Source organism: Pseudoalteromonas haloplanktis ATCC 14393 (genome assembly GCF_000238355.1).
GTDB lineage: Bacteria > Pseudomonadota > Gammaproteobacteria > Enterobacterales > Alteromonadaceae > Pseudoalteromonas > Pseudoalteromonas haloplanktis.
This window is the reverse complement of the sequence record NZ_AHCA01000005.1, coordinates 94,946-118,264: the sequence shown is the minus strand read 5'-3', so window position 1 is coordinate 118,264 and position 23,319 is coordinate 94,946. Positions and strand designations below refer to the sequence as shown.

Genomic DNA, 23,319 nt, shown 5'->3' with positions numbered 1-23,319 from the left:
CGCCTCTAAACCTCTTTGTGAATAAATTACTTTAAGCTCTTTTCTATAATGTTTCGCAACAGGGAAAGAAAATAACGGTGGCCACGTTTGCCACTTAAAACTTTCTCGTGCTTATGACTTATCGCTTAAAACTTATAACTTCCCTTAAAGCAAAAAGCCCCGCATTTTCATGCAGGGCTTTAATAATTTTACAAAGCTGATATTAGCTCATTGCTGTTTGTAGCTTTTTCATCGCTGTTTTCTCAAGCTGACGAACACGCTCTGCTGATACGCTGTATTTTTCAGCAAGCTCTTGCAGTGTTGCTTTTTCATCAGACAACCAACGAGCGCTAACAATATCTTGTGAACGTTCGTCTAAGGTTTTTAAAGCACTAAATAAACGTGTATGCGACTGTTCTTGCCACTGCTGTTGCTCAACTTCCTCAGCAAGGTCGTTGCTGCCATCTGTTAAGTATTGCACTGGTGAATAAGTGCTTGTTGGCGCGTCATCGCTGTCGTCACCGGTTAAATCAAAGCCCATGTCTTGGCCGCTCATGCGCGATTCCATTTCACGTACTTCTTTTTCACTTACACCTAGCTCGTTCGCTACCGTAGCAACTTCAGCCTGGTTAAACCAACCTAAACGTTTTTTGTTCTTACGAAGATTAAAGAACAGTTTACGCTGCGCTTTAGTGGTCGCAACTTTTACGATACGCCAGTTTTTCAGCACGAATTCGTGAATTTCAGCTTTTATCCAGTGCACTGCAAATGAAACCAAACGTACGCCCACTGACGGGTCGAAACGCTTTACAGCTTTCATCAGGCCAATGTTACCTTCTTGGATCAAGTCTGCTTGTGGCAAACCGTAGCCTGAATAACCTTTAGCTATATGTGCCACAAAACGAAGGTGAGACATGATGAGTTGCTTTGCAGCGTTAAGATCGCCATCTTCCTGTAAGCGAGTCGCCAACTCTTTTTCTTGCTCAGCATCTAGCATAGGTATAGTGCTTACCGCTTGAAGGTAGCCGTCCATACTTGCGCTTTGCTGTCCAACTGTGAGTGCCATTGCGTATAAATCTTTACTCATTTTTCACCTCGGTGATAAATATTTGAAACCATCTTAGCACTCTTTGACCTAGAGTGCTAACTTCAACTTAAAACTTTTTTTAGATTGAAGCAAGTGGTTTTTTCGTGTTTTTTTATTCTACTTTAAATGCCTGAATAAGCGATGAATTCTAGCTTTGCGGTCAATTGGTTATAAGAAGGTGATTCCCCATAACCAACTGAATCAATGATTATAATCAACAATTGTTACACTTTATCGGGTTCAATTTCTTTAATATAACGATTAACTGATAAATATGAACCTATAAACCCTAAGCTGGTCGCCAATAGTACTAAAGCACCAAATTCAGCAATACTCAAACCAATTAAATTAAAACTGGTTTGATATACGCCAGCAACTTCTGATACTGCTGAACCGAGCCACCACATCATTAAAGCGACACATATAAATGCAAACAAACCACCTATAATACCATACCAAATACCCGTCCATAAAAATGGCGCATGGATAAAGGTATTAGTCGCCCCTACTAACTTCATCACCTGGATCTCTTCTTTTTTATCCATGATTGATAAACGGATCGTATTACCAATAATTAAAGTAACCGATGTTAATAATAATAAGGCAATAGTAATGACGCTTTCTTTTAATAAACTTAACAATGCGTTTAAGCGCTCCAGCCACGCAATATCTAACTTACCAAAATCAACCTCTCGCTCTGCTTCAAGCTTTTTTAATAACGTTTGCGCTGCGTTTGGCTGACGATGGCGTGAAGTGGGTGTCACAATAACTACATCAGGTAAAGGGTTAGCGTCTAAATACTCAAGTGCTTGGCCAAAACCAGACACTTCTTTGAATTCAATGAGTGCTTTTTGCTTTGAGATAAAGGTGACATTGTCTATTTCAGGATAGAGCGCTAATCGCTTTACTAGCGTTTGCGTTTCTTGTTCACTCATGGACTCTTTAACAAATAATGAGATCTCTGCCGCTTCTTCAAAACCACTACTTACTTGCTGGACATTTTTAACGACTAAATACAAGGTTGCGGGTAATGTTAAACTCAAGCCTAGCACAGCAATGGTCATCATTGATGCCATCGGCGTACGCCACATTTCACCTAAACTATGTATACCTTGGCGAAAGATGTTCAACACAAAGAAATAGCAGGCTGCAAATAATGATTTTTTAACACGCTCATTTTGGCTTTTTCGACCTTTAAATAACAAGCTCATAGTGTTGCCTCTGCCAAAGGATCTTGGCTCATACGGCCATCCTTTAGTGTTAAACTGCGGTATTTCATTCGCGAGATCAGCCCTAAATCATGAGTCGCAATAAGCACTGTCGTACCATGTTTATTAAAGTCTTCAAACAAGCGTAATATATCCATTGATAACTCAGGATCTAAGTTACCTGTAGGCTCATCGGCAAGTAATAATGGTGGAGAGTTTACAATTGCACGGGCAATCCCCACACGTTGCTGTTCACCGCCAGAGAGTGTTGATGGATGGCATTTAACTTTGTCTAGCAAGCCGACTTTATCGAGCGCACCATGAACACGCTTTGCAATTTGTTTATGATGCGTACCTTCGATGATCAAGGGCAGAGCAACATTATCAAAAATAGTATGGCGCTCTAATAAGCGATGGTTTTGGAAGATGATCCCAATATCACGTCGGACATAAGGAATTTGCCGAGATTTAACCGCGTTTAAATCAACACCATTAATAAAAACATGCCCCGCAGAAGGACGCTCCATTAAACTAATAAGTTTAAGTAAGGTACTTTTACCTGCGCCACTATGGCCGGTTAAAAATGCCAGTTCACCGGGTTTAACATGGAAACTAACTTTTTCCAGCGCTCGATGACCACCGGGATATGTTTTACTGACTTGCTGAAAATTTATCATTTTAGTTATCAATCATCCGCAGCTAAAAAGGGAGCAAGCTCCCTTTTGAAAATTAAACTTCGTCCTCATCTTGGCTAAATAGCGCATCAATGAAGTCATTGCTATTAAATGCGCGTAAATCTTCAATGCCTTCACCCACACCAATATAGCGGATCGGAATATTAAACTTATCTGCCACAGCGAAGATAACTCCACCTTTAGCTGTACCGTCTAACTTAGATAAAGTGATCCCGGTAAGACCCACGCATTGATTAAATAAATTAACTTGGCTAATGGCATTTTGTCCGGTGCCCGCATCGATAGTTAACATTACTTCATGTGGTGCATCGGCATCAATTTTCTTCATTACGCGAGCTATTTTTTCAAGCTCTTGCATTAGGTTATCTTTATTTTGCAAGCGCCCAGCTGTATCGGCAATTAATACATCTACATTTCGAGCTTTTGCAGCTTGAAATGCGTCAAAGACCACTGAAGCACTGTCTGCCCCCGTGTGTTGTGCAATTACAGGGATTTGATTACGCTCACCCCACACTTGTAATTGCTCAACAGCTGCAGCTCGGAAGGTATCACCCGCAGCAAGCATTACTGATTTACCTTGATCTTGAAATTGCTTAGCAAGTTTACCAATAGTGGTCGTTTTACCCACTCCGTTAACCCCTACCATCAATATCACAAAAGGCTTTTTATCAGCAGGAATTTCTAATGGTTGCTCTGCCGTTTTAAGCATAGCCGCCATTTCTTGCTTCATTAACTCATACAGCGCATCACCATCTTTTAATTGCTTGCGATTGGCAGCATCAGTCAGACGGTCAATCAGCTTCATGGTGGTATCAACACCTAAGTCGGCTGTTAATAGCTGGGTTTCAAGATCTTCAAATAATTCATCATCAATTTTCTTACCACTAAAAATCGATGCAAAACCAGAACCTAAATTTACTTTGGTTTTCAGTAAACCTTTTTTAAGGCGTGCGAAAAACCCTTCTTTTTTAGGCTTTTCTGCCTGTTTAGCTTCATCTTTGGCAAGCTCTGCAGTTAAGCGTTCTTGCTCTACACGTTCAACTTCTGCTTGCTCTGCTGCAATACGTGCTTGTTCTACACGCTCAGCCTCAGCTTGCTCTGCTGCAATGCGTTCTTGTTCTACACGTTTAGCCTCTGCTTTTTCTGCAGCGATACGCTCTTGCTCTACACGTTCAGCCTCTGCTTTCTCTGCAGCGATACGCTCTTGCTCTACACGTTCAGCCTCTGCTTTCTCTGCAGCGATACGCTCTTGCTCTACACGTTCAGCCTCTGCTTTCTCTGCGGCAATACGTTCTTGCTCTACACGTTCAGCCTCTGCTTTTTCTGCAGCGATACGCTCTTGCTCTACACGTTCAGCCTCTGCTTTCTCTGCAGCGATACGTTCTTGCTCTACACGTTCAACCTCTGCTTTCTCTGCAGCAATGCGCTCTTGCTCTACACGTTCAGCCTTTTCAGTCGCAATGCGTTGTTGTTCTAATTCAGCATCATGTTGCGCTTGCTCTGCAGCTTTGCGCTCAAGTTCCAAACGCATTGCTTCTTCTTGCTGTGCTAAGCGCTCAGCTTGCTCACGACGAAGTTGCTCAGCCTGCTCTGCTGCGAGTAGCTGCTCTTGCTCTAAACGCTCAGCTTCTGCCTTTTCTGTAGCAATGCGCTGTTGCTCTGCACGTTCGGCTTCTGCCTTTTCTGCTGCAATGCGTTCAGCTTCACGTTGCGCTTGCTCAGCAGCTTGTCGTTCTTGCTCTAACAACATAGCTTCTTGTTGCTCAGCTAAACGAGCTGCTTCGTCACGACGTTGTTGCTCTGCTTTTTCAGCTGCGGCTAATTCAGCATTTGCAATTGCAACACGCTCGGCTTCCGCCTTTTCTGCTGCAATGCGTTCTGCTTCACGTTGCGCTTGCTCTTCAGCAAGTTGCTGTTGCTCTAAACGCTCTGCTTCTGCTTGTTCTGCAGCAAGTCGCTCTTGCTCTAAACCCTCAGCTTCAGCTTGTTGGTTATTGACCTCTTCGGTGTTTTGCTCTGTTTGTTGATTTTTATCTGACTTACCAAAGCCGAACCAAGACAGGAATTTACTTTTTTTTGCCATACTTGCTAATAACCACTTATAAAAATCTGATAAACTAACGGAAATAATGTGTGAATTTGCAGCCTGAATTAAAACTTAGCCGTAATAATCACACCATATTGTCTAAGATGCTCATAGTAACACTTTTAGTGCAGTTGAAAAATGACCTGCTGCTTTATGTGTACAATATTATCTGAGCTAGATTCTAGATACCATTTTTTAGTGAGCTAAATGAGAAATAAATCACCACAAAAACAAATGAGTAATAAAACTAATGATGGCGTTATTAGGATCATTAGTGGGCAATTTCGTGGCCGAAAACTACCTGTAAAAGATGTGCAAGGCTTGCGCCCAACCACAGACCGCATCAAAGAAACGGTCTTTAACTGGTTAATGCAAGATACACGTGATGCCAAAGTACTCGATTGTTTTGCAGGATCGGGCGGATTAGGGTTTGAAGCATTATCTCGCTTTGCTCAATCGGCCTGCTTTTTAGAAATGGACAAACTCGCTGCGACGCAACTAAAAGCCAATATAGAAACGTTAAAGCTCACTAATGCAGAAGTTGTGTGTACTGACAGTTTACAATTTTTAAGTAAAAATCCACATCAGCAACAATTTAATTTAGTGTTTATTGACCCACCATTTCGTCAAGGTCTGGCACAACAATGCTGTGATTTACTCACACATAATGCTTGGTTAGATAAAAATGCTCTTATTTACGTCGAAGTAGAAAGCGACATGCCAGCATTACACACACCAAGCAATTGGCTGTTACTAAAAGAAAAAGTAGCTGGGCAAGTACTTTCCCGCCTCTATGAATTACAGTGAAATTAGTAACATACAAATATTTTAGGGTTCCTATAAGAACAGACTTATATTTATCCTTTACATGTGGTGTAGCTTCGGATTACAATACTGCACCATTTTTGAACCACTTGATCATTGTTTGATCAACTTGAGCAACGCTCATTATTTAGGTAGGTGAATTTTTAATGCCAGTAATTAAAGTAAGAGAGAACGAACCGTTTGACGTAGCACTTCGTCGCTTCAAGCGTTCATGTGAAAAAGCAGGTATCCTTTCAGAAGTTCGTCGTCGCGAGCACTATGAAAAGCCAACAGCTGAGCGTAAGCGTAAAAAAGCTGCAGCGGTTAAGCGTCACATGAAGAAGCTTTCTCGCGATAACGCACGTCGCGTTAAATTATATTGATCAGTATTGGTCTTGTATAAATGAGCCTTTTAATAAAGCTAAAAGATGCGCAAAAAGATGCGATGAAAGCGAAAGACAAACAACGTCTTAATCCAATTCGCATGGTACTTGCTGCAATCAAGCAGCGTGAAATTGACGAGCAAATAACACTTGATGATGACGGTATTACCGCAGTATTAGTGAAGCTTGTTAAACAACGCCGTGATTCTTACACTCAGTACAAAGATGCTGGCCGTGAAGATTTAGCCGAAATTGAAGCCAATGAAATAGCAGCACTTGAAGAATTTTTACCTCAACAACTGAGTGAAGATGAAATCATTGCTCTCATTGATGCGGCTATTGCTGATACAAACGCAGCCGGTATGCAAGACATGGGTAAAGTAATGGGTATAATCAAAAGCAAAGCTGAAGGTCGCGCCGATTTAGGCAAAATTTCAGGTTTAATTAAGCAACGATTAACAGCCTAATACTCCCACATACAGATGTATGATTAAGCAAACCGAGCCATGTGCTCGGTTTCTTCGTTTTTAGCTTTAATAAAAATAGCATTTGTGTTCAAATCTAAATTTGTAGAACTAATACCAATCGTGTTAAGTTACTGACCATTTATAGCGACAGATAAATGGAGTGATAACAAGGCATAAATTTTGAAATGTAGTTGTTCTACATGAAAAATTTATAACGCAGTTAGCGCTTTATTTAGCCCGCTAGAATGGTTAAATATTTAAGTCGATTGGTATAAACCATTTTTCTATTTATCTCAGGACTAGACTTTACCAATGGCTGGAAAGATCCCACGTAATTTTATAGACGACTTACTTGCCAGAACCGATATTGTTGAGCTAATAGACTCCAAAATTGGCTTAAAAAAAGCGGGCAAAGATTACCAAGCCTGCTGCCCTTTTCATAACGAAAAATCACCATCATTTACTGTATCTCAAGACAAACAGTTTTATCATTGCTTTGGCTGTGGTGCCAATGGCAACGCTATTTCATTTGTAATGGAATACGACAAACTTGAGTTTGTTGACGCAATTGAAGAACTTGCCAGCCTCATGAATCTTGATGTGCCGCGCGAGCAAGGCACAAGCAGTGGCCCAGAGCGTACAGCAGAGCAAAAGCGCTCTGATTACGATTTGATGCTGCATGCTGCACGTTTTTATCAACATCAGTTAAAGCATCATGCTAATTCAGCCACCGTCATAAACTATGTAAAAGGCCGGGGATTAAGCGGTGAAACCGTTAAAAAGTTTATGATTGGCTATGCTCCCAGCGAGTGGGAGGGCCTATGCCAACAATTAGGTCGTAATAAAGAACAAAAAGAGCAACTCGTTGAACTAAAGTTGGCGTCAGAGAAAACCCCTGGGCGGCAGTTCGACTTTTTCCGTGATCGATTAATGTTCCCTATTCGTGATAAGCGAGGTCGTGTTATCGCCTTTGGTGGTCGTGTAATGCAAGCTGACCAAGGCCCAAAATATTTAAACTCGCCGGAAACCCGAATTTTCCATAAGGGCTTTGAACTGTATGGTTTATACGAGGCTAAACAAGCCCATAAAAAACTAGACCATATCCTTATTGTAGAAGGTTATATGGACGTAGTGGCGCTCAGTGAGCAAGGTATAGAATACGCAGTAGCAGCACTAGGAACAGCCACCACAGCCGAGCACATGCATACGCTATTTAGAACCACAGACCGTGTAATTTGCTGTTACGATGGCGACCGTGCCGGGCGTGATGCAGCATGGCGAGCACTTGAAAATGCCCTACCTTACCTAAATGACGGTAAAGCATTACAATTTGTATTTTTACCCGATGGCGAAGACCCTGATTCTCTAGTACAAAAAGAAGGTAAAGACGCGTTTGAACAGCGTTTATCGCAAGCTGATAACTTTACCAAAGTGCTGTTTAATAAACTCAGCCAAGAAATTGACTTAACGACCGACGCAGGAAAAGCAAAGTTACTCAGCGCGGTATTACCGTTAGTTGAAAAAATCCCTAGCGAGTTTTATCAAGAGAACCTACTAGAGCATTTAGGACGCTTAATTGGTCGCACTAAAGAGCAACTCAATAATCGCTTGAAAACGCCCAAACAACAGCATGCTATTGAGCGAAAATTTAAAATTACACCTATGCGCCGTGCCATTGGCCTGTTGATCCAACATCCGCAACTCGCTCACGCAGTACCTTACTTACCTGATTTAGCACAAATGAACATTGCTGGTATCGCGTTACTAATTAAGTTACAGCATTACGCATTACAAAAATCACCGATAACCACCGCGCAATTACTTGAATCATTTCGCGAAACACCTGAATATGAAGCATTGATCAAACTAGCAACATGGCGACATGAGATCAACGACGACCGTTTAGAAGCTGAATTTAAAAATACTTTTAAATTTATTGAAGATCAGTGTTTAAATTATCGACTCGAGACCCTATTAATAAAAGACAAGACTCAAGGCTTGAATGGTGAAGAGCGACTTGAATGTCATCTCTTAACACAAGCTTTAAAAGGCACTAACAACTAGTCAAAAATGATTTATACTGTTATACTGTGCTATTCACTGCGTCACATTATACTTAGCTTGGCTTAATAAATAAGCAAGCTGGCGCCTGTTGTATCAACTTATCAGAGTGGAAGAAACAATCTCTATGGATCCAACTCCTCAGTCACAATTAAAACTTCTGATTCAAAAAGGTAAAGAGCAAGGTTACTTAACTTTTGCAGAAGTTAATGATCACCTTCCACAAGATATTATCGATTCAGATCAAGTAGAAGATATCATTAGCATGATCAATGATATGGGTATCAAGGTTAGCGAAAATGCGCCTGATGCCGATGAATTGATGATGCAAGAAACGACAACAGATGAAGACGCAGCAGAAGCTGCAGCCGCTGCGCTTGCTACTGTAGATAAAGAAATCGGCCGTACTACGGATCCGGTTCGTATGTACATGCGTGAAATGGGTACTGTTGAACTACTTACCCGTGAAGGCGAAATTGTTATCGCCAAGCGTATTGAAGAAGGGATCAACCAAGTACAAATATCGGTTGCTGAATACCCTGAAGCAATTACTTATCTTCTTGAGCAGTGGGATAAATTTGAAGCAGAAGAGATGCGCTTAAGCGACATTATTTCTGGTTTCTTTGATCCTAATGAAGATGAAGCCCCTATTTCAGCCACGCACATTGGTTCTGAATTAAGCGAAAAAGAGCTTGATGATGAAGACGACGATGATGTGGATAGTGATGATGATGAAGACGATGAAGAAGTAGATACCGGCCCAGATCCTGAAGAGGCCCGTGTACACTTTGAAAATCTTCGTGATCTTTACAATAAAGCACGCGACACATTTGAAAGTAAAGGTCGTTCACACCCTGAATCACAAGCCGCGATTTTTGAAATTGGTGAACTATTCAGAACATTTAAATTAGTACCAAAACAGTTTGACCGCATGGTTAATAACATGCGTGAAATGATGGATAGAGTGCGTGTGCAAGAACGTATCATCATGAAGCAAGCTGTACAAATTGCTAAATTACCAAAGAAAACTTTTGTTAAGCATTTTGCTAACAATGAAACTGATACTGCGTGGATTGACCTTGAAATCGCTGCTAATGAAAAATATTCAGCGAAGTTAGATGAAATCAAACCAGAAATCATTCGTTGTATTAATAAACTGTGTGTAATAGAAGAAAGCACAGGCTTAAGCATTGAACGTATTAAAGACATTAACCGCCGCATGAGCATTGGTGAAGCGAAAGCTCGCCGTGCGAAAAAAGAAATGGTTGAAGCTAACTTACGTCTTGTAATTTCAATTGCTAAAAAATACACCAACCGTGGCTTACAATTTTTGGACTTAATCCAAGAAGGTAACATTGGTTTGATGAAAGCCGTTGATAAGTTTGAATATCGCCGTGGTTATAAGTTTTCAACTTATGCTACATGGTGGATCCGTCAAGCAATCACCCGCTCTATCGCTGACCAAGCGCGTACAATCCGTATTCCGGTACATATGATTGAAACGATTAACAAACTTAATCGTATTTCTCGTCAAATGCTGCAAGAAATGGGTCGTGAGCCAAATCCAGAAGAATTAGCAGAGCGCATGATGATGCCTGAGGATAAGATCCGTAAGGTACTTAAAATCGCAAAAGAGCCAATTTCAATGGAAACACCAATCGGTGATGATGAAGATTCGCACTTAGGTGACTTTATCGAAGACACCACTATTGATTCGCCAATTGATTCGGCAACAATGGAGTCTCTTCGTGGTGCTACCAACGATGTGCTAGCAGGCCTTACCGCCCGTGAAGCAAAAGTATTACGTATGCGTTTTGGTATCGATATGAATACTGACCATACCCTAGAAGAAGTAGGTAAACAGTTTGACGTAACCCGTGAGCGTATTCGTCAAATCGAAGCGAAGGCACTGCGTAAACTACGCCACCCTTCTCGCTCTGACTTACTGAAAAGCTTCTTAGACGCTAAGTAATTAGCTGCTAAAAACATAATCAAAAGGCCGCTGTAGCGGCCTTTTTTCTATTTACAGGAAATAATCATGGCTTGGATCCAAATTCGTATCAATGCAAATGCCACTACCGCTGATGCAGTAAGCGACCTATTAATGGCAGCAGGTAGTGCATCTGTTACCTTTATTGATGCTAAAGATACCCCTATTTATGAACCAAAAATTGGCACGGTCGAATTTTGGGCTGACACTACCGTAATTGGTCTATTCGAAGCTAACCACGATATGAATGCCGTGATTGCGCTATTAAAACGCCATGACGAGCTAAAAGACACGCTAGTATACAAAATAGAGCAACTAGAGGATAAAGACTGGGAACGTGAATGGATGGATAACTTCCACCCTATTCAGTTTGGCGAAAAATTATGGATTTGTCCAAGCTGGCGTGACATTCCAGATCCTGACGCCGTTAACGTGCTACTTGATCCTGGCCTTGCGTTTGGTACTGGTACTCATGCCACCACCGCTTTGTGTTTAAAATGGCTTGAAAGCCAAGATTTAACGGGTAAAACCGTGGTCGACTTTGGCTGTGGCTCAGGCATTTTAGGCATTGCAGCAATCAAACTCGGTGCTGAGCGCATGATTGGTATAGATATCGACCCTCAAGCGCTTGAAGCCAGCCTTGATAACGCACAACGCAACGGTGTTGCCGACAAGCTTGAAGTTTATCTGCCAGAAAACCAGCCTGAATTTACCGCCGATATTGTGGTGGCTAATATTTTAGCTGCGCCATTACGTGAACTGCATAATGTAATATTGGGCTTATTAAAACCTGGCGGTAAAATTGCTATGTCAGGTATTTTAGAAGAACAAGCACAGTCTGTAGCTGATGTTTATGCACCATTTTTAACCCTTGATGACATAGCCGTTGAAGGTGAGTGGACCCGTGTTAGCGGGACTAAACACGCATAATTAACTACTGTAAATGCGTAAGATCATTAACTCAAAACCACCATGTAAAGCCTGTAATTAACAGGCTTTACCTATTATTTACACACTGCTAAACAGAATGATTTTCTTATCGTAAATTAGTTCTGTATAAAATTCAGACAAATAAAGCCATTCGTCAAACTGTTATCAAATGTCAATACACAAAAGCCAAAAAAAAGTCACTTTTGTTCAATTTATAGCCTTTGATTTTTGCAAAAAAAACCGTAAACTTAGCGCCCCTTGAAAAGAGGCCTATTGAATACAGTGCGTATCGGATCATACCAATTAGAAAACAATGTAATTGTAGCGCCTATGGCGGGAATTACTGATAGACCATTTAGACAACTTTGCCGTCGCTTAGGTGCAGGGCTTGCTGTGTCTGAAATGCTCTCGTCAAATCCTTTGGTATGGAAAACCGAAAAATCGATGAACCGTATGGACCATAGTGGTGAATCGGGAATACGCGCGGTGCAAATCGCAGGAGCTGATCCTGAGCTTATGGCTCAGGCCGCACAATTCAATGTAACTAATGGTGCACAAATCATAGATATTAATATGGGGTGCCCAGCTAAGAAAGTGAACAAGAAACTCGCAGGCTCCGCCTTGCTACAGTTTCCTGATTTAGTGGAAGAGATTATAGATGCAGTGGTTAGCGCTGTTGAAGTACCTGTAACACTGAAAATCCGAACTGGATGGGATCAGGATAACCGTAACGGTGTTGAGATTGCGAGAATAGCTGAACGTTATGGCATAGCTTCATTAGCCGTACATGGGCGTACACGCGCATGTATGTATAAAGGTGAAGCAGAATACGCCACAATTAGGGATATTAAGCGTTCAGTGTCGATACCTGTCGTTGCTAATGGAGATATTACGTCTCCTGAAAAAGCAAAGCAGGTTTTGGACTATACGGGTGCAGATGCCATTATGATTGGTCGAGCCGCCCAAGGTCGCCCTTGGATATTTAGGGAGATAGACCACTATTTGCGAACCGGTGAACATTTACCTGTACCTCCGATTGAGGAAGTGCGTGGTATTTTGATGGAACACTTAGTGAACCTTCATGCGTTTTACGGCGAACCAATGGGAGCGCGCATCGCTCGCAAACATGTATCTTGGTATTTGCAAACCCATGACAGTGACGGTCAGTTTAGGCGAGTATTTAATGCTCTCGATAATCCACAGGCACAAATCGAGACATTAGAGCAATACTTTAAAACACTAGCAGCTAACTAAGAAAGAAAGAGATATAAACAATGTTCGAACAAAACGTGACTTCTCCATTTATCACTAACCCTCATGTTCAGTCACACGAGAAACCGCAGCCATTACGCGATGCAGTGAAGAAAGCTGTTCATCACTATTTAAAACAGCTTAACGGTCAAGATGTGCAAGACGTTTACGACCTTGTTCTTTCAGAGCTAGAAGCACCATTACTTGAAGAAGTAATGACTTACACACGTGGTAACCAAACACGTGCGGCAATCTTACTAGGTATCAACCGCGGTACTTTACGTAAGAAACTAAAGAAATACGGCATGAACTAATACCGTGCTGTGATTTATCACAGTACTCGTTTGAAAAAGCACCTTAGGGTGCTTTTTTTATCTGCAAAAAATATTACTTAATTGCAAAATCCTCACTCTTTAAACATCGTTTTTTAAGCGGTTTTCAGTTAAAATATCGCCTTTCTAAGCTAGCTCAAACACTGAGGTAATCAAACTACAATGGATATACATCGTCCAATTCGTCGCGCACTACTAAGTGTGTCAGATAAAACCGGTATTGTTGAATTTGCTCGCGCTCTTGAATCACAAGGCGTAGATATCTTGTCAACTGGCGGTACTTGTAAATTACTTGCTGATAACGGCATTAAAGTCACTGAAGTATCTGACCACACAGGTCACCCTGAGATCATGGATGGTCGCGTAAAAACTCTTCATCCAAAAATTCATGGCGGCATTTTAGCGCGTCGTGGTCAAGATGAAGACGTAATGACTGAGAACAACATCTCAGCTATCGATATTGTTGTAGTTAACTTATACCCCTTTGCGAATACAGTCGCTCAAGAAAACTGCAGCCTTGAAGATGCTATTGAGAACATCGATATCGGTGGCCCAACTATGGTTCGCGCTGCGGCTAAAAACCATAAAGACGTGACTATTGTAGTAAACGCGAAAGATTACGATCGCGTGATCAGCGAAATGCAAAGCAACAATGGTTCAACAACCTACAAAACACGTTTTGACCTTGCTATTGCGGCTTACGAGCACACCGCACAGTATGACGGCATGATCGCTAACTACTTTGGTAAAATGGTTGCTGATTATACTGATGAAGCAGCTGAGGAAACTAAATTCCCACGCACTATCAATATGCAGTTCACTAAAAAGCAAGACATGCGCTACGGTGAAAACTCACACCAAGACGCGGCGTTTTATGTTGAAAATGACGTACAAGAAGCCTCTGTAGCAACAGCTGTTCAGCTACAAGGTAAAGCATTGTCGTTTAACAATATTGCTGACACTGATGCCGCCTTAGAGTGTGTTAAAGAATTTGATGTACCGGCTTGTGTTATCGTAAAACATGCAAATCCGTGTGGCGTGTCAATCGGTGAAAATATCCTTGAAGCTTATGACCGTGCATTCAAAACAGATCCTACATCAGCATTTGGTGGCATCATTGCCTTTAACCAAGAGCTTGATGCTGATACCGCAGAAGCAATCGTGTCACGTCAATTTGTTGAAGTGATCATTGCACCTAAAGTATCAGAAGCGGCAGCACAAATTGTATCTGCAAAGCAAAACGTGCGTTTACTAGAGTGTGGTGAATTCTCTGCTAAAGGCACAGGTCACGACATTAAGCGTGTAAATGGTGGTGTATTAATTCAAGACCGTGATTTAGGTATGGTGACGCAAGGCGACTTAAAAGTTGTGTCTAAACGTCAACCTACTGAGCAAGAGCTTAAAGACTTATTATTCTGCTGGAAAGTCGCTAAGTTTGTTAAATCAAACGCCATTGTTTATGCCCGTGACGGTATGACCATAGGTGTAGGCGCAGGCCAAATGAGCCGCGTTTACTCAGCTAAAATTGCCGGTATTAAAGCCGCTGATGAAAACCTTGAAGTTAAAGGTTCAGTCATGGCGTCTGATGCATTCTTCCCATTCCGTGATGGTATTGATGCAGCTGCAGAGGCTGGTATTACTGCTGTAATTCAACCAGGTGGTTCAATGCGCGATGAAGAAGTTATCGCTGCAGCTGACGAAGCTGGCATGGCAATGGTGTTTACTGGCATGCGTCACTTCCGCCACTAATCACACAAAGAGCTAACGACATCAGTTAGCTCTTTTTGTTTGCACCAAATTCACGTATTCTGCTTATTCTATAACCTCTATAAAATTATAATGTGAAGGAACAGATGATGAAATTTGCACTAAAAACGCTACTAGTTACCACTCTTGCTATGAGCTCAACGCTAGTCGTTGCCCATAATCATGAGCAAAGTTCTGCCGTTGTTCAAGCCGTAAAGTCAACTGAGCGAAACTCTGAACGTGACCAATATCGTCACCCTGTAGAAACGCTGGAGTTTTTTGGCCTAAAGCCAACCATGACTGTGGTTGAAATTGCACCAGGCGGTGGTTGGTACAGCGAAATTTTAGCACCAGCACTGAAAGAGCACGGCGTTTATTATGCTGCTCACTTCCCTGCTGATTCATCGGTTGGCTACTATCAACGCTCACTCGCTGGCTTTAAAAAGAAAGTCGCCGAAGATGAGCGATTCAGTAAGGTAAAAATCACTGAATTTGCCCCTTCAACACATGTAGATATTGCACCTGCTGGTAGCGCTGATTTAGTTTTAACCTTCCGCAATGTGCATAACTGGTACATGAGCAAAGATAAAGACGCCGCAGCCAATGCCTTTAAGTCTTTTTACACAGCACTTAAACCAGGTGGCACATTAGGTGTGGTTGAGCATCGCCTACCTGAAGAGCGTGCTGATGATATGCAAAAGTCATCGGGTTATATGAAGCAAAGTGTCGTTATCGCACTTGCAAAGCAAGCAGGCTTTGAACTTGAAGCAAGCAGTGACATAAATGCAAACTCACTTGATACAGCCGATCACCCTAAAGGGGTGTGGACCCTTCCACCAAGCCTTAGACTTGGCGAGCAAGATGCCGCTAAATATAAAGCCATTGGTGAAAGCGACCGCATGACGCTGAAATTTAAAAAACCGCTTTAAATAGGATATTCGCCATGAATGTATTAGTCATTGGCAGCGGCGGCCGCGAACACGCACTTGCGTTTAAGGCCGCTCAAAACACCAAAGTTAACACTGTATTTGTAGCCCCAGGTAATGCGGGTACTGCGCTTGAGCCAAAACTTGAGAATGTTGCCATTAACGTTGAAGACCTCGATGGTTTGCTTAACTTTGCAAAACAAAATAATGTAGAGCTGACCATTGTTGGCCCTGAAGTACCATTAGTGCTTGGTGTGGTAGATAAATTCCGTGAACACGGTTTAGCTATCTTTGGCCCAACGGCTGGAGCTGCACAACTTGAAGGCTCTAAGTCGTTCACTAAAGACTTTTTAGCACGCCATGATATTCCTACAGCTGATTATCAAACATTTGAGCAAATTGACCCTGCCCTTGCGTACTTAAAAGAAAAAGGCGCACCAATTGTTATTAAAGCTGACGGTCTAGCTGCGGGTAAAGGCGTTATAGTTGCCATGACGGAAGCAGATGCTGAAGCAGCTATCCGCGATATGTTAGCAGGTAACGCATTTGGTGAGGCTGGTAGCCGCGTAGTCATTGAGGAATTCTTAGAAGGCGAAGAAGCGTCATTTATCGTGATGGTAGATGGTAAAAACGTATTGCCGTTTGCAACCAGCCAAGATCATAAACGTGCTTATAATGGTGATGCAGGTCCAAATACTGGCGGTATGGGTGCATACTCACCAGCACCTGTGGTGACTGACGAAATCCACCAACGTATTATGAATGAAGTTATCTATCCAACAGTCGAGGGCATGGCAAGTGAAGGCCATCCTTATACTGGCTTCTTATATGCAGGCCTGATGATCGACAGCGACGGTACACCTAAGGTTATCGAGTATAACTGTCGTTTTGGTGATCCTGAAACACAACCTATGATGCTACGTCTACAATCAGACTTAGTTGAGCTGATTGAAGCGGCTAACCGTGTAGAACTTGATAAAACCACCATTGAGTTTGATCCTCGTGCAGCTGTAGGTGTTGTTTTAGCGGCTAAGGGCTATCCTGACAGCTATCCGAAAGGTGATGCAATCAGTGGTCTAAAAGTTAGCTACCCAGAAGGCGAAAAAGTCTTCCATGCGGGAACTAAACAAGACGGCGACAACGTGGTGACTGCCGGCGGTCGTGTATTATGTGCTACAGCGCTTGGAAATACAGTAACCGAAGCACAACAACGTGCATATAAACTCGTTGATGAAATTAGTTGGCAAGGTATGGAGTACCGTACCGATATTGCTTATCGTGCTATCGCTCGTGAAAAATAGGTCTAACCAGTACCTATAAATAACTAAGCGCAGTTTATCTGCGCTTTTTTAGTGCTACACTAAAACGGTGATGTATTACAAATAAGTAGCCCTTTGGAACAACAGCCATTTAAATACCATATTATTGCAATGTTTATTTTGAGCACTTTGGTGTTCATTATCTATACCTTTGCAAATCATTTAGCTACCCCTACCCGTTATACAATTAATAAAACCGCTGCTGTTTATTTAGAGCAAAGCTATCGTGTCGATCCATCAAAATCACTCTCACTTACTGAGTTTTTAAGTGATTCGAATAAACGCGTTACAAAGCCATTTGACACTATTCCATGGGGTTTAAAGTCACAAGATTATTGGCTTTTATTGAAGCTGGAAAATAAATCAGCCAAGCCACAACAGCTATACGCTCACTTTGACAATCCTATGATTGATTACTTAACCGTGTACCAATTAGACAATCAGGGGCAATTAGTAAACACCAATAATTTAGGCGATCGGCAAACCGAGTTAAGTTTATTTAAATACAGTGTTCCTCATATCAGTTTAGCGATTGCAGCACAAAGCCACCTTTTTTTAGCCATCAAGATAGATACGACGGGGATCAGCAAAACCCCTATAAATTTATATGGTGAAGCTGAATTTAAAGATTTACTCCGCGCTCAAACAGCTATTTGGGGAATTTTCGTTGGCGTACTCATTATGGCGGCTTTATATAATTTAGTACTGTATTTTGGTATCCGCGATCGCGTATACCTGATTTACATAGGCTATATACTGTCGGCACTCATTTTAATGGGGTCAGTATTAGGCTTTGGTTTTTACTTATGGCCAATCGCGTTACAACAACTTTTTAATCACTATATTGTGGTGAGTAATTTTGCAATTGCATTTTTTACCCTCGCTTTCTGTACAATGTTTTTACGCTACCATAAAGATAAGTGCTGGCGTTATAAACTAAGCCTTGCACTATTGAGCCTCATGCTATGCTTAGGCATTGCTAGTTTTTTTATTGTCGAATATATTTCTTCACAAATATTCTTTGCTGTCTTAGTTTTACTTTATATTGTATGTATCACATTAATTTACAACAAATTACGCAGTGGCTTTCGGTGGGCTAAGTTTTATGTAATTTCATGGATCCCACTTATCATTGGCGCCGCTGTTCAACCATTAGAACTAACGGGTGTAGTAGAATATAGCTTTACTACCCGCCACGCATTCTTAGTGGCAATTCTGTGTGAAGTAACATTAATGGCCATGGCCCTCGCTGATCGCGTACGCTACCAGCGAGAAAAAGCGCTCTATCACGCCACCCACACTGAACAAACAAAACTTTTAAACAGCGCGATGCTAAAACAGGCATACACAACGTTGCAACTCAGCCAGCGCCCAAGCAACCTGTGCTTAATTAGGATCACCCATTTTCACTCACTAAATCATATATTAAATCAAACCCAACGGGCTGAATTAATTATTAATGTAGCTAAAGCGCTGGAGCTACAACTTAGTAAAGAGAGAGAGTTCATACAGTTAGAAAATGACTTAGATACTTGCCCGCGAATAGCAGACTTAGGCAACGGCGTACTCGCATTTGTTTCCGTTAAAATGCAAAGCAACCTCACTTTGCATAATAACCTCAGCAAAATAATGAAGAGTTTACCAAAGCATTATCCTGTCCAAGGGTTTGATTTACAGCTAAGTTATTCAATTGGTTATTGCGCTTTGGAAAACGACAGCGACTTTGATAACTGGCTGCAAAATGGTTACCTATCACTGACCGAAACAACCCACCTTAGCAGCCCAATAAGCTCGCCACAAACTATGCCTGCTATGATGAATATAAGCTTAGCAACCGCATTTCAAAAAGCCTTAAAAGCAGATCAGTTAGCAATTTATCATCAACCACAAATACACTTACTCTCTGGAAAAACGATTGGTAGCGAAGCTTTATTACGCTGGCCTAACGCTCCTTACGAGCAAATCAATATTGAGTCATTAATTTTATTAGCTGAGCGAACAGGGCTAATAAACGAACTCACCTTGTGGGTACTCGATAAGGCTTGCCAAGATATCGTCAAATTAAATAATGCTGGATTTATCGAGCATAAAGTCAGCGTTAATTTAAGTGCTAAAAACTTGCAGATCCATAGCTTAATTGAAAAAGTCGAAAACACTTTGATCAAACATAACGTCTCTGCCACACAGCTTAAGCTTGAATTAACTGAGTCCGCTTTAATTGATAACCAACAACAGATGGTTCGCTTAGTAAATCAGTTAACAGAACTTGGTATAGAAGTTATTTTAGATGATTTTGGTACTGGTTATTCGTCACTAAATTGCTTTGTTAGCTACAACTTTTCAACCTTAAAAATAGATAAATCATTTATCTTCGACTTACCTACACACAGCGCCAACAAGGTCATTGTTAAGGCTGCAATTGAAATGGCTCATAGCCTAGGTTTAAAAGTCACCGCTGAAGGCATAGAAGATGATGCAACACAGCAGCTTTTACACACCATGGGGGCCGACTATGGTCAAGGCTACTATTACTCTAAAGCTATTATTATTGATGATTACTTGCTGTGGTTAGCTGATAAGTAAGGGCTGTATAAAAACATCTTAAACGACTGCCTACACTATTGGACAGCCATGGTATACTGCCCTTTTTTTCACATCTTTAGGGGCGTAAAGATGCAAGGCACTATTAAAAAACTAAAATCATCACTCACACAGCCAATCCAATATCATTTGCCTGTGGGTGATGAGTTAGTCGATCTTAATGCATATATCGGTAAGCAACTCACTTTAACGTTTAATGGCGTCATTTTCTGTTCAAGCTGCGGTAAAAAAACCAAAAAAAGCTACTCGCAAGGACATTGCTTTGTTTGCATGCGCAAACTTGCTAGCTGCGACATGTGTATTATGAAACCTGAAACCTGTCACTACGACCAAGGCACTTGTCGTGAGCCACAGTGGGGGGAAGAAAACTGCATGATCCCACACTATGTTTACCTTGCGAACACATCAGGGCTTAAAGTTGGGATCACGCGTCACACACAAATTCCAACTCGCTGGATTGACCAAGGGGCAACCCAAGCCTTGCCTATTTTTAAAGTGCAAACACGTTTGCAATCAGGTTTAGTCGAAGTGGCGCTGGCGCAATTTATTGCTGATAAAACCAATTGGCGTAATATGCTCAAAGGGCAAAGCGAAGAGCTTGATTTAAAAGCGGCGGCAGCTGAGCTTATCCCGCAAATTGCAGATAAACTCAATGAACTTGCTGAGTTATTTGGCGCAACAGCCATTGAACAACTAGATGAAGAGGTTGTTGATTTGGCGTTCCCTGTCACCGCCTACCCAACAAAAATAAGCTCCTTTAATTTTGATAAAGAGCCTGTCGTTAGCGGCATATTAATGGGCATTAAAGGTCAATATTTAATTTTTGATACCGGCGTTATTAACATCCGTAAATTTACCTCTTACGATGTAACTGTAGGTTGATTTTTTAACTGATAAAACGCTAACCATTGCCGCTGCGTTAACGGGCGGCTATAGTAATAACCTTGGATCACTTCACAGCCTAGCGCCAGCAAATAATTATACTGCTCAGGCTTTTCTACTCCTTCGGCAATAACCTGTAAATTTAAACTATTCGCCATCGCGACGATGGCTGCAACCACTTCACTATTGCCATATTCATCGGGGATTTTAGCAATAAAGCTAGCGTCTATCTTTAATGTATCTATAGGCAGTTTTGTTAGGTAACTCAAAGCTGAGTATCCGGTACCAAAATCATCCAAAGCAATGTTTACGCCCATTTCTTTAAGTTGCTGCAATTCTTTTTTAGCCTGACTAAATGAACTAATAAAGCTACTTTCAGTAAGCTCAATCTCCAAGCAATGACCTAATAAATTATAACGCTGTAGCATCTGCTCAACACTGTTTGATAACTTCCCCTGACTAAGGTGAAAAGCAGAAATATTGATAGCTAAACGTCCCGCTGTGATCCCTAGCTTTTGCCATAAAGCCAACTGCGCACCGGCATTATTAAGCACCCAAAGGTCAAGCTTAACAATTAGGCCTAACTCTTCGGCTAACGGAATAAATTGTGCAGGTGAAATCACCCCTAGTGCAGGATCATGCCAACGTAACAGTGCTTCAACGCCTTTAATTTTACTTGTTTTTAAGCATTGTTTAGGTTGAAAATACAATTCAAACTCATCATTTTCCAAGGCATGCTGAAACCGACTGTTCATCGCTAGGCGCTCTAATGAGCGTGCATTCATCGATGATTTAAATAACTGAAACGAATTGCGACCCACTGCTTTTGAGCGATACATCGCAATATCAGCATGCTTTAGTAACGTTTCACTATCAAGCCCATCTTCAGGGTAAACCGCTGCGCCAATTGATGCCGTTGCCCCTACTTCAAAGCCTTCAAGTTGAAAAGGCGTGTTTAAGTGGCTAAGTATGTTATCAGCTAAGTTGATTACGGCTGTAATATCATCTATCTCACAAAGTACCACAAATTCATCACCACCTAGTCGCGCTAAAGTATCCCCTTCACACAACGCGCCCTGAAGCCGCTTAGCGACCATTTTCAGTAATACATCACCAGCACTATGGCCTAAGCTATCATTGATTTCTTTAAAGCGATCGTGATCAATAAACATGACTGCGAGCATTTCATTGTTACGGTGCGCCGCGGCTAATGCCATGCTTAATCGATCATTAAATAAACGTCGATTTGGCAACCCTGTTAGTTCATCAAAATATGCGAGTTGGACTATTTTTTCTTCTGTGTTTTTACGCTCAGTAATATCACTAAAAATAGCCGCGTAAACAACCTCATCACTAGTAGGCTCATGTATTTCAATAATGGTCAGCCACTCAACATAGACATCACCATTTTTCTTGCGGTTACAGATCTCCCCTTGCCATACCCCTTTTTCTGCGATCGACTGCCACATTTGGGTATAAAAACTTTTACTGTGCTTGCCCGAGCTTAAAATGCGAGGGTGCTGACCGATAACTTCTTCCGGTTTATAACCGGTGAGCACCGTAAAAGCCGGATTAACTTGAATGATCACTCCATCTTGTTGGGTGATCATAATGCCATCTAAAGAGGCATCAATAATTTTATTCGCTAAGAATAAATTGCGCTGTGAATGCTGCAGTGCCATATCACGTTGCTCAAGTACTTTTTCAAGTTCGCTGCAATACGCGTTTTCTATCTCATTAATAAGATGTTCGAGAGTAAGCACACCTTTAATTTCTTGTTCTTCACTCACAACCAAATGACGTACATTATTTTCCGACATTAACCGATAAGCATCAAACAAACTACTTTTAGAGTGAATTTGGTACAGAGGGTGGCTTGCCAACTGCCAGCAGGATACATAGTTATTAGGTGTAACAATCAAATGCAGTAAGTCTCGCGCAGTAATAATGCCATGTTCATTTTGTTGCTGGTTGTAGACTAAAATAAATTGCTCTGCGCGCTCTCGCATCATATTTACAGCCTCATTCAACGCACAGTGACTTGGTACTACAAGTACATTTTGATGGTATTGATCTTTGATTGGCCTAAACTGTAAATAGTGATCCAGCCCTTGATTTCGTACGATATCAGTAATACTCACAACGCCACAGGGCAATTCATTTTCATCAACAACTAATAAATGACGTACGTTATGTTGATGAAAAATAAGCGCGGCATCACTCAATAATTGTGAATATGAAATACTTAAAACAGGGCTCGACATTACATTTTGTATTTCAAGATGCTGAATTGTGTTGCTAGTAAAATCAAGTTTAATACAATCGGCTTCAGTCCAGATACCGCATATCTGCTGATCTTCTTGCACAAAAATAGCGCTAACATTATGCGCTCGCATTAATTTTACGGCATTGATAAGTTGCGTGTATTTAGTACATGAAAGTACTTTATCAGTGAATACATCACAGACTTTTTGATAACGGCTACTTTTTGGCATTAGATCACCCCTAGCTTTACACGAACTTGCAAGTATAATTAGGCAAATAAATAGAAATTTGATTTAGGACAATAAAT

At 41.4% G+C, this 23,319-nt stretch carries 18 protein-coding genes; 13 read left to right on the top strand and 5 right to left on the bottom strand.

Annotation, left to right across the window (positions count from 1 at the left end; all coding sequences use genetic code 11):
- Positions 1–202 precede the first annotated feature (202 nt).
- The 4 genes from rpoH to ftsY all read right to left on the bottom strand — a co-directional run bounded on the left by rpoH (position 203) and on the right by ftsY (position 5,052).
- Positions 203–1,066 carry an RNA polymerase sigma factor RpoH gene (gene rpoH / locus PHAL_RS0111115; RefSeq protein WP_016708480.1) on the bottom strand — a complete coding sequence of 288 codons (864 nt, stop codon included), beginning with the start codon at positions 1,064–1,066 and terminating at the stop codon, positions 203–205.
- Positions 1,067–1,290: 224 nt separating this feature from the next.
- Positions 1,291–2,277: a permease-like cell division protein FtsX gene (gene ftsX / locus PHAL_RS0111110; RefSeq protein WP_016708479.1), complete on the bottom strand. Its 987-nt coding sequence runs from the start codon at positions 2,275–2,277 to the stop codon at positions 1,291–1,293.
- Complete coding sequence (gene ftsE, locus PHAL_RS0111105) at positions 2,274–2,951, bottom strand: cell division ATP-binding protein FtsE (protein WP_016708478.1); 678 nt, start codon at positions 2,949–2,951, stop codon at positions 2,274–2,276. Before ftsE ends, ftsX begins: the two co-directional genes overlap by 4 nt.
- Positions 2,952–3,003: 52 nt before the next feature.
- Positions 3,004–5,052 (bottom strand): signal recognition particle-docking protein FtsY, encoded by a 2,049-nt coding sequence (gene ftsY, locus PHAL_RS0111100; RefSeq protein WP_016708477.1) that lies wholly within the window; start codon positions 5,050–5,052, stop codon positions 3,004–3,006.
- Positions 5,053–5,262: 210 nt separating this feature from the next.
- On the opposite strand from ftsY, the gene rsmD reads away from it, so the two are divergent.
- From rsmD to PHAL_RS0111035, 13 genes are all read left to right on the top strand, one after another.
- Positions 5,263–5,862, top strand: coding sequence for a 16S rRNA (guanine(966)-N(2))-methyltransferase RsmD (gene rsmD, locus PHAL_RS0111095; RefSeq protein WP_016708476.1), 600 nt, complete (start codon positions 5,263–5,265; stop codon positions 5,860–5,862).
- A gap of 164 nt (positions 5,863–6,026) precedes the next feature.
- Complete coding sequence (gene rpsU, locus PHAL_RS0111090) at positions 6,027–6,242, top strand: 30S ribosomal protein S21 (protein ID WP_002957797.1); 216 nt, start codon at positions 6,027–6,029, stop codon at positions 6,240–6,242.
- 20 nt (positions 6,243–6,262) lie between these two features.
- On the top strand, positions 6,263–6,709 hold the full coding sequence (locus PHAL_RS0111085; RefSeq protein WP_016708475.1) for a GatB/YqeY domain-containing protein: 447 nt from the start codon (positions 6,263–6,265) through the stop codon (positions 6,707–6,709).
- A gap of 312 nt (positions 6,710–7,021) precedes the next feature.
- Positions 7,022–8,773, top strand: a complete 1,752-nt coding sequence (gene dnaG / locus PHAL_RS0111080; RefSeq protein ID WP_016708474.1) for a DNA primase — start codon at positions 7,022–7,024, stop codon at positions 8,771–8,773.
- A gap of 124 nt (positions 8,774–8,897) precedes the next feature.
- Complete coding sequence (gene rpoD, locus PHAL_RS0111075; RefSeq protein ID WP_016708473.1) at positions 8,898–10,742, top strand: RNA polymerase sigma factor RpoD; 1,845 nt, start codon at positions 8,898–8,900, stop codon at positions 10,740–10,742.
- Between the two features lie 66 nt (positions 10,743–10,808).
- Positions 10,809–11,690, top strand: coding sequence for a 50S ribosomal protein L11 methyltransferase (prmA, locus tag PHAL_RS0111070; RefSeq protein WP_016708472.1), 882 nt, complete (start codon positions 10,809–10,811; stop codon positions 11,688–11,690).
- Positions 11,691–11,972: 282 nt separating this feature from the next.
- Complete coding sequence (gene dusB / locus PHAL_RS0111065) at positions 11,973–12,944, top strand: tRNA dihydrouridine synthase DusB (protein ID WP_029216118.1); 972 nt, start codon at positions 11,973–11,975, stop codon at positions 12,942–12,944.
- Between the two features lie 20 nt (positions 12,945–12,964).
- Positions 12,965–13,255 (top strand): DNA-binding transcriptional regulator Fis, encoded by a 291-nt coding sequence (fis, locus tag PHAL_RS0111060; RefSeq protein WP_002957804.1) that lies wholly within the window; start codon positions 12,965–12,967, stop codon positions 13,253–13,255.
- A 180-nt stretch (positions 13,256–13,435) separates the two neighbouring features.
- Positions 13,436–15,022 carry a bifunctional phosphoribosylaminoimidazolecarboxamide formyltransferase/IMP cyclohydrolase gene (gene purH, locus PHAL_RS0111055; RefSeq protein WP_016708470.1) on the top strand — a complete coding sequence of 529 codons (1,587 nt, stop codon included), beginning with the start codon at positions 13,436–13,438 and terminating at the stop codon, positions 15,020–15,022.
- Positions 15,023–15,129: 107 nt separating this feature from the next.
- The gene (locus PHAL_RS0111050; RefSeq protein WP_016708469.1) at positions 15,130–15,948 is read left to right on the top strand and encodes a class I SAM-dependent methyltransferase; all 819 of its coding nucleotides are present in this window, start codon (positions 15,130–15,132) and stop codon (positions 15,946–15,948) included.
- A 14-nt stretch (positions 15,949–15,962) separates the two neighbouring features.
- Positions 15,963–17,246 carry a phosphoribosylamine--glycine ligase gene (gene purD, locus PHAL_RS0111045; RefSeq protein ID WP_016708468.1) on the top strand — a complete coding sequence of 428 codons (1,284 nt, stop codon included), beginning with the start codon at positions 15,963–15,965 and terminating at the stop codon, positions 17,244–17,246.
- Positions 17,247–17,339: 93 nt separating this feature from the next.
- Complete coding sequence (locus PHAL_RS0111040; RefSeq protein ID WP_016708467.1) at positions 17,340–19,847, top strand: EAL domain-containing protein; 2,508 nt, start codon at positions 17,340–17,342, stop codon at positions 19,845–19,847.
- A gap of 90 nt (positions 19,848–19,937) precedes the next feature.
- Positions 19,938–20,747 carry a DUF2797 domain-containing protein gene (locus tag PHAL_RS0111035; protein WP_016708466.1) on the top strand — a complete coding sequence of 270 codons (810 nt, stop codon included), beginning with the start codon at positions 19,938–19,940 and terminating at the stop codon, positions 20,745–20,747.
- Here PHAL_RS0111035 and PHAL_RS0111030 read toward each other — a convergent pair.
- Entirely contained in the window at positions 20,726–23,242 is a 2,517-nt protein-coding gene (locus tag PHAL_RS0111030) for an EAL domain-containing protein (RefSeq protein ID WP_016708465.1), read from the bottom strand. The two genes, PHAL_RS0111035 and PHAL_RS0111030, sit on opposite strands and share 22 nt — an antisense overlap.
- Positions 23,243–23,319: the final 77 nt, after the last annotated feature.

Excerpts from the sequence above, each read along its gene's own strand:
- purH (WP_016708470.1), top strand. The coding sequence starts at position 13,436 with ATGGATATACATCGTCCAATTCGTCGCGCACTACTAAGTGTGTCAGAT.
- rpoD (WP_016708473.1), top strand. The coding sequence starts at position 8,898 with ATGGATCCAACTCCTCAGTCACAATTAAAACTTCTGATTCAAAAAGGT.
- prmA (WP_016708472.1), top strand. The coding sequence starts at position 10,809 with ATGGCTTGGATCCAAATTCGTATCAATGCAAATGCCACTACCGCTGAT.
- ftsX (WP_016708479.1), bottom strand. The coding sequence starts at position 2,277 with ATGAGCTTGTTATTTAAAGGTCGAAAAAGCCAAAATGAGCGTGTTAAA.
- ftsE (WP_016708478.1), bottom strand. The coding sequence starts at position 2,951 with ATGATAAATTTTCAGCAAGTCAGTAAAACATATCCCGGTGGTCATCGA.
- rpsU (WP_002957797.1), top strand. The coding sequence starts at position 6,027 with ATGCCAGTAATTAAAGTAAGAGAGAACGAACCGTTTGACGTAGCACTT.
- rpoH (WP_016708480.1), bottom strand. The coding sequence starts at position 1,066 with ATGAGTAAAGATTTATACGCAATGGCACTCACAGTTGGACAGCAAAGC.
- PHAL_RS0111030 (WP_016708465.1), bottom strand. The coding sequence starts at position 23,242 with ATGCCAAAAAGTAGCCGTTATCAAAAAGTCTGTGATGTATTCACTGAT.
- ftsY (WP_016708477.1), bottom strand. The coding sequence starts at position 5,052 with ATGGCAAAAAAAAGTAAATTCCTGTCTTGGTTCGGCTTTGGTAAGTCA.
- PHAL_RS0111035 (WP_016708466.1), top strand. The coding sequence starts at position 19,938 with ATGCAAGGCACTATTAAAAAACTAAAATCATCACTCACACAGCCAATC.
- purD (WP_016708468.1), top strand. The coding sequence starts at position 15,963 with ATGAATGTATTAGTCATTGGCAGCGGCGGCCGCGAACACGCACTTGCG.
- PHAL_RS0111085 (WP_016708475.1), top strand. The coding sequence starts at position 6,263 with ATGAGCCTTTTAATAAAGCTAAAAGATGCGCAAAAAGATGCGATGAAA.
- PHAL_RS0111050 (WP_016708469.1), top strand. The coding sequence starts at position 15,130 with ATGAAATTTGCACTAAAAACGCTACTAGTTACCACTCTTGCTATGAGC.
- fis (WP_002957804.1), top strand. The coding sequence starts at position 12,965 with ATGTTCGAACAAAACGTGACTTCTCCATTTATCACTAACCCTCATGTT.
- dnaG (WP_016708474.1), top strand. The coding sequence starts at position 7,022 with ATGGCTGGAAAGATCCCACGTAATTTTATAGACGACTTACTTGCCAGA.
- rsmD (WP_016708476.1), top strand. The coding sequence starts at position 5,263 with ATGAGAAATAAATCACCACAAAAACAAATGAGTAATAAAACTAATGAT.